Origin of the sequence: Campylobacter troglodytis (genome assembly GCF_006864425.1) — a bacterium.
GTDB lineage: Bacteria > Campylobacterota > Campylobacteria > Campylobacterales > Campylobacteraceae > Campylobacter_D > Campylobacter_D troglodytis.
Genome location: NZ_QHLI01000008.1, coordinates 56,233 through 63,346, shown reverse-complemented (window position 1 = coordinate 63,346; position 7,114 = coordinate 56,233). Strand labels below are relative to the sequence as shown.

At 36.9% G+C, this 7,114-nt stretch carries 7 protein-coding genes; 4 read left to right on the top strand and 3 right to left on the bottom strand.

Annotation, left to right across the window (positions count from 1 at the left end):
• Nucleotides 1-662: 662 nt before the first annotated feature.
• Together leuC and DMC01_RS03135 are read right to left on the bottom strand one after the other, a co-directional pair.
• Nucleotides 663-1,937: a 3-isopropylmalate dehydratase large subunit gene (gene leuC / locus DMC01_RS03140; protein WP_246058971.1), complete on the bottom strand. Its 1,275-nt coding sequence runs from the start codon at nt 1,935-1,937 to the stop codon at nt 663-665.
• A 426-nt stretch (nt 1,938-2,363) separates the two neighbouring features.
• Nucleotides 2,364-2,837, bottom strand: coding sequence for a peptidylprolyl isomerase (locus DMC01_RS03135; RefSeq protein WP_142692833.1), 474 nt, complete (start codon nt 2,835-2,837; stop codon nt 2,364-2,366).
• A gap of 145 nt (nt 2,838-2,982) precedes the next feature.
• On the opposite strand from DMC01_RS03135, the gene DMC01_RS03130 reads away from it, so the two are divergent.
• The gene (locus DMC01_RS03130; RefSeq protein ID WP_142692832.1) at nt 2,983-3,846 is read left to right on the top strand and encodes a menaquinone biosynthesis family protein; all 864 of its coding nucleotides are present in this window, start codon (nt 2,983-2,985) and stop codon (nt 3,844-3,846) included.
• A 274-nt stretch (nt 3,847-4,120) separates the two neighbouring features.
• A complete protein-coding gene (locus tag DMC01_RS13170) occupies nt 4,121-4,282 on the top strand; it encodes a hypothetical protein (protein WP_185908649.1) in 162 nt (53 codons plus the stop codon).
• 148 nt (nt 4,283-4,430) lie between these two features.
• Here the strand turns inward: DMC01_RS13170 and DMC01_RS15780 are convergent, their stop codons facing one another.
• Complete coding sequence (locus DMC01_RS15780) at nt 4,431-4,562, bottom strand: hypothetical protein (protein ID WP_282432237.1); 132 nt, start codon at nt 4,560-4,562, stop codon at nt 4,431-4,433.
• 314 nt (nt 4,563-4,876) lie between these two features.
• Between DMC01_RS15780 and DMC01_RS03125 the strand changes: the two genes are divergently transcribed.
• Together DMC01_RS03125 and DMC01_RS03120 are read left to right on the top strand one after the other, a co-directional pair.
• Nucleotides 4,877-5,992 carry an ABC transporter substrate-binding protein gene (locus DMC01_RS03125; RefSeq protein WP_142692831.1) on the top strand — a complete coding sequence of 372 codons (1,116 nt, stop codon included), beginning with the start codon at nt 4,877-4,879 and terminating at the stop codon, nt 5,990-5,992.
• 10 nt (nt 5,993-6,002) lie between these two features.
• Nucleotides 6,003-7,112 (top strand): ABC transporter substrate-binding protein, encoded by a 1,110-nt coding sequence (locus DMC01_RS03120; RefSeq protein ID WP_142692830.1) that lies wholly within the window; start codon nt 6,003-6,005, stop codon nt 7,110-7,112.
• The last annotated feature ends 2 nt before the right edge of the window (nt 7,113-7,114 follow it).

Sequence of the window (7,114 nt, the reverse complement as noted above, 5' to 3'; positions counted from 1 at the left end):
TTGCAAATGGACATAACCACATAAACGAAATTGTGAATGTTTTTACTTCGTTAAGCCTTTTGTAACTGCGTAGTAGAAGTTTGCGAAATTTAGACTTGCCAAATTTAAAGGCTAAAAAAGAAAATTTTGTCCTTCACTTAAAAGAAATAAAATTAACACGAAAAATTTAGTACAAAATTCTCATCAAAATTTATTAAAATTGATAAGCCAAAATCCTATTAAAGTATCTTGAGCTATAATCAAAATGCAAATTCAGCACAATGAAGCTAGTAAGGTGATCACAGCTTATCTTCTTTGATAAAATGAAACTTATTTAAAAAATTTAAGTTTTCCATACAAAACAAGATTTTTTTGGCAAAATAACAGCTTCATATAAGAAAACAACAGTTTTTTAGTAAAAAATAGATTCTACAAGGCAAAGCGAGTTTGTAAATTCAACGCATAAAATTTGACTAAGCTTAAATCAAATTCAACTGTCTTTAAATTATGTCTTAACTTGCAAATTCTTTGCTTTAAATTTAAGAAAGTTAAATTTTTCACTTTGTATTTTAAGGATAAGCTTAGTTAAATTCAAGCTTATTTTTTCAACTTCTTTGCTTGATGGTGTTTTACTTTAAAGAAACTGTCCCTACCAAGAAAAAAGTCAAGGACAGTTATAAGCTTTAAAAAAGATCAGATGGAGCACTTAAATATCCAGTTAAGGCACTTGCTGCTGCTACCTCAGGAGAGGCTAGATAAACCTCGCTTGTGGTATGTCCCATTCTTCCTACGAAGTTGCGATTTGTAGTAGAAACGCATCTTTCATTTGCAGCCAAGATGCCCATATGTCCTCCAAGACAAGGACCACAAGTTGGAGTAGATACAACACAACCAGCCTCAATGAAGGTTTTAAGATAGCCCTGCTTAATACATTCTAAATAAATATCCTGAGTGGCTGGTATGACTATGCAGCGGGTGTTTTTAGCCACTTTTTTGCCTTTTAAAAGCTCGGCTGCTGTCTTCATATCGCTAAACCGTCCATTTGTGCAAGAGCCTATTACTACTTGATCTATTTTGATCTCTCCCCATTCACTAGGCGTTCTTGCATTTTCTGGTAGGTGAGGAAAGGCTACTGTGTGAGTGATCTCGTCTAAGTTTATATCAAAGCTTTGCTCATAAATAGCATCCTCATCAGCCTCAAAGATACGAGCCTCTCTTTTTGCTCTGCCATTTACATACTCCAAGGTTATGCCATCTACTGCAAAGATGCCATTTTTAGCCCCTGCTTCAATGGCCATATTTGCTATGCAAAGCCTATCATCTATGGTGAGATTTTTAAGCCCAGGACCGTCAAATTCCATACTCTTATACAAGGCTCCATCAACCCCTATCTTGCCTATTATATGCAAGATCACATCCTTGCCGCTGACAAAGGGGCGAAGTTTGCCTGTGATGTTAAATTTCATAGCCTGAGGCACCTTAAACCAAGCCCTACCTGTTGCCATAGCCACACCCATATCTGTGCTTCCAACCCCTGTAGAAAATGCACCCAAGGCTCCGTAAGTGCAAGTATGACTGTCAGCTCCTATGATTAAATCCCCTGTTGTAACTATGCCTTGTTCTGGTAATAAGGCATGCTCAACGCCCATATTTCCAACATCAAAATAGTTTGTAATCTCATACTCGTTGGCAAAAAACCGGCACTGCTGACTCTGAGTAGCAGCCTTTATGTCCTTGTTTGGAGCAAAATGATCCATTACAAGCGAGATCTTTTCCTTGTCAAAGACCTTGTTGAATTTAGCCTTTTTAAAGGCGTTTATAGCCACAGGAGTGGTGATGTCATTACCTAAAACCATATCAAGTTTTGCCATTATGAGTTGATTTGGCTCGACATAATCAGCCCCACAGGCATTTGCTAGAATTTTTTGCGACATAGTCATTGGATAGGCCTTGCTCATTTTTTATCCTTTTTTGATTTTTTAGGACATTATAACACTTTTTTTATTTATCTTTAAAAATACTTTTAAATTTATCCTAAAATAGAACTTCTTTGTTGAATTTCAGCTTTTTTAAATAATTTTTAAGCAAAATTTGCCCTTAAATTCAGCAAGGCTTCATACTTGCTAGAAGGCTTTAAATTTAAACTGTAAAAAAGCTTAAATTATATCCTTGTGAATTTTAGCCTTTTAAGCTTAGTTCGTCTTTGTAAAATACGAAAGTTCTAATTTAAACTGTAAAAAAGCTTAAATTATATCCTTGTGAATTTTAATCTTTTAGATTAGGTTTGCACCGTCAACTCACAAAGATTTCAAGTTTATGTAGTCTATTTAGGCTTTAAACTTTTTTAAATTCAAGCTTAAATGAAAAGTCCTTGCTAAATTTAGCTACTCCTCTAAAATTTCAATGTCAAGTATACTGTCTCCTTGCTTTATGCTATCAAGCACAGCTAGGCTTTTTTCATCTTGAATTTGCCCAAACACTGTATGCACCCCATCTAAATGAGGCTGAGGGCTATGTGTGATGAAAAACTGACTTCCTCCTGTATCTCGTCCAGCATGAGCCATAGACAAAGTGCCTCGAAGGTGCTTGTTGCTTTGATTATCGCACTCGCAAGCTATGGTGTAGCCAGGACCTCCCATTCCATTTCCATGAGGACAACCACCTTGAATAACAAAATTTGGAATCACCCTATGAAAGATCAGATCCTTATAAAAGCCACTTTTTGCAAGCTCGGCAAAATTACACACAGTCAAGGGTGCTTCATCTCCAAAGAGCTCAAGCTTCATATCTCCCTTTGAGGTTTTAATAACTGTTTTTTTGTAATCCCTTGCCTTTGTGGTATCAATTTCCTTAGACATTTTTTCTCCTTCTTACTGTAAAATACAAGCCTTTATTATAGCCAAATTTATCCTAGCCTTGTAAGAGTCTTGTAAAAATTCAAACTAGCCTTAAAGATTAAGCTAGATCAAGTATAATTTTTTATTAAAATTTAGGAAAAAAATGATGAAACGAAAAATTACTCTAGCACATTCTCCTGATGCTGATGATTTGTTTATGTATATGGCTGTGAAGTTTGGCTGGGTGGGGAATGAGTTTGAATTTAAAAGCTGTGCCCTTGATATACAAACGCTTAACGAAAAGGCATTGCAAAATGAATTCGCAGTGAGTGCGATTTCCTTTGGACTTTACCCTTTAATCGCTGAGGAATATGCTCTATTACGCACGGCTGTTAGCTTTGGCGAGGGTTATGGTCCAAAGCTTGTGAGGCTTAAAAACCGTCCTTTAAAGCGAAAATTCAAGGTAGCATTAAGTGGGGCACACACCACAAATGCCTTGCTTTTTCGCCTAAGATACCCTGAGGCAAAAATAATATACAAAAATTTTTTAGATATAGAAAATTCAGTGCTTGAGGGCGAGGTGGATGCTGGGGTTTTAATACACGAAAATATCCTAACTTATAATGAAAGACTTTGCGTGGAGGCTGAAATTTGGGATATTTGGCGTGAATTTGCGGGTGAAAATTTGCCCTTGCCACTTGGGGGCATGGCAATTTTACGGTCTTTGCCTTTAACCACAGCTATTAAACTTGAAAAAATCCTAACAAATGCCGTTAAGATCGCACATAATAACAAAGCCCTTTTAAGCAAAATGCTTATGCAAAGGAATATGATCCGTGTTGATGAGGACAAGCTAGACACCTACTTGAATTTATATGCAAATGAAAATTCCATTTCAATGAATGAAATTCAGCTAAATGCTGTGGATAAGCTCTTTGAGCTAGGTTTCAAGCATAAATTTTATGATAAGCTTATAAAGGCAAGGGATTTTTTAATACCTAGCGAGTATGAGGATTTGAGGTTTTCTTAAAATAAAATTTGCCTTATGCGATGTGCTTAATTTTGGCTTCGCAACACTATGGGTAAGATTTTTCAAATACGCGCATCACAAGTGTGCTAAGCTTGTGCTAAATTCGCAAAAACTCACACAGTCATACCGCAAACTGCTAGAATTTATGCTCGTTTATCAAATGAATTTGTGCCATTTTGAGCGAGTGTAGCGAAACAAAAATGCTAGAATTTAGGCTTGTTTATCAAGTAAATTCACGCCGTTTCGTCATTGCGAGCCTTGGCTTTGTCAAGTAGTGGCAATTTCTTGTCATACTGAGTTTGCGAAGTATCTCAAGTCCCTATTTGTCATACAAAGCTTTGCAAAGTATCTAAAACCCCTATTTGTCATACTGAGCGAAGCGAAGTATTTTATCAATTTAAAAGAGATTTTACTTCGTGCTACGCACTGTTTTTAAAATAACAATACTCCCTCATTGCGAAAACTTTACACAACTCGTGGTAATTTATAAAAATTCAAAGCTCATTCTTTTTTATCAAAAAAAAGGCTTTATTTAATCTCATATTTAAATTCCAAAAACCACACGCGTCTTATTCTTAAAGTAATCATATCTTCATTCTTCTTGTCTGCCCTAAATTCATATAAGTCATAGAAACACTCGTTTGATTTAAATATATCTCATCAAAGCTATGTGTATAGTAAGGTGTAGCCAAAACATAGCCGCTAAAATTTCCCAAAGAGAAGTCATTTTGCCAATCAAGCTTAGTCCTTACATACAGTTTAGGCTGTAAATCGTTGTAGTTGTTTGCATATAAGTCGTTGGCGATTTTCCCATAAGCTTTCGCTTGTTTTATCTAGCTATAAAAGTTTGCATCTATAAGCTAAAAAGCACCTCATAAAGCCAAGTTTAGCCTTAAATTCAAGGCTCTTAACTTTAATTTAAACTTAGATAAATTTATCCCTTCTTTAAATTCAAGCAAAGAATTTCTTTAAAAAAAACTGAATTTTCTTAATCTTTTTGCTATAATGTAAAGAAAAAAGGGGGTATCAAATGAAAAAATTCATAGCAGGTTTAAGCCTAGTGGCTTTCATAGCAACTCTTAATGCCAAAGAGGTAAAAATAGGGCTTGTCTTGCCTCTTACAGGAAGCATAGCTGCTTATGGACAAGACGTTTTAGCTGGGATAGAATTAGCCAATAAGCTTGATTCTAAGCTTAAAAATGGAGACACAGTTAAGCTTGTAATAGCAGACACAAAGGGCGATAAGATAGAAAGCGGCACAGCAGCTACAAGGCTAGTGGCACAAGATCAGGTCCTTGCTTTAATAGGAGAAGCCATCACCACAAATACCATGCAAGTGATTTCTGTAGCTGAGAGTAAAAAAGTGCCTATGGTAGCACCTGTGGCAAGTGGGGACAAGCTTTTGGAAAAAAAGAAGTATGCAAGTAGGGTTTGCTTTATGGATAGCTTTCAAGGAGCTAAATTTGCAGACTATGCCTTTAATGAGCTTGGCTTTAAAACTGCCATCATAGTTATAGATCAGGTGAATGTGTATTCTGTTGGCTTGGCAAAGGTGTTTGAGCAAGAATTTAGCAAAAAAGGGGGTAAGGTGCTTAAAAAGATGATGATAAGTGCAGGAGATAAGGACTTTAAGGCTGTGGTTTCTCAGTTTAATAGCCTAAATGCTGACTTTGTGTATATGCCTGTTTATCATCCAGAAGCAGCCCTAATAGCAAAGCAAGCAAGATCAGTTGGCTTTAACAAGCCCTTTGGTGCAGCCGATGGGGTGAATAATCAAACCTTCATAGAACTTGGAGGAGAGGCTGTAAATGGGACGATCTTCACTGATAGCTTTGATTATAATAACCCCACAACAAAGCTTGGTAGAGACTTTATAAAGGCTTATGAAAAGGAGAAAAAGACCAAAGCCGTTCCAGCCTTTAGTGCTATGGGTGCTGATGCTTACTATGTAATCATTGAGGCGATGAATAGCTGTGCTAATAATTTAAGCAGCGAGTGCATAAACAGTGCCATTCACAAAACTAGCAATTTTGAAAGCGTTGGAGGACTTATAAATATAGATCAAAGTGGCAATGCTAGCCGTTCTGTGGTAATTAAAGAAATTCAAAACGGCAAGCAAGTATATAAAAGCACAGTAAATCCTTAAAGGCAAAACGATGAAAAAGCTTGTTTTTTGCTTAGCCTTGTTTGTTTCAACTTTCTTTGCAAAGGAGTTAAACATAGGTGTCATAATGCCTCTAACAGGTCAAACAGCAGCCTACGGTCAAAGTGCGCTTGAGGGCATAAGGCTTGCAAACAGTATGCGTAACACCCTTTCAAATGGAGACACTGTTAAAATAACAGTGCTTGATAGCAAGGGAGATAAGATAGAAAGCGGCACAGCAGCTACAAGATTGATAGCCCAGGATCAGGTCCTAGGCATAATAGGCGAGATGGTAACAGCCAATACCATGCAAATTATGCAAGTAAGCGAGGAGAAAAAAATCCCCCTCATAGCCCCTGCTGCAACTGCTGATAAGCTCTTAAACGGCAAGAAATACTCAGCTAGGGTCTGCTTTCAAGATAGCTTTCAAGGCTCGTCCTTGGCTGCTTATGCTTATGATAAACTAGGCTATAAAAATGCTGTTATTATTGTAGATCAAAGCACGGATTATTCCTTGGGTCTTGCAAAGGCTTTTGAGGATAAATTCAGCCAAAAAGGAGGAAAGATCTTATCTAAGCTAAGAATAAGCTCAAAAGAAAGAGATTACAAGGCTATCATAACTCAGATCAAGGCTAAAAATCCTGATTTTATCTATGCTCCTGTTTATTATAATGAGGCCTCGCTTTTGATTAGACAGGCAAGAAGTGCTGGACTTAATGCCCCTATGGGCTCAGCTGATGGCACTGCTGATGAGAGCTTTATAAAGCTTGCTGGCAAGGCTAGTGAGGGCTATATCTTTACAGATAGCTTTGATTATGCCCATCCTCCAACAAAACTAAGCCGTGATTTCATAGCCTTGTATGAAAAAAACAAGAAGACAAAAGAGGTTCCAAATTTCACTGCTATGGGAGCTGATGCGTATTTTGTGATGTTTGAGGCTTTGAGCAACTGTGTGAATTCTTTAAATAGTGAGTGCATAAACAAAGCCATTCATTCAACAACAAATTTTGAAGGCGTTTCTGGCATCATCACCATAGATAAAAGCGGCAACGCTAGTCGCTCCTTGGTGCTTAAAGAAATTCAAAACGGCAAACAAGTATATAAAGATCTTATAAATCCTTAAAA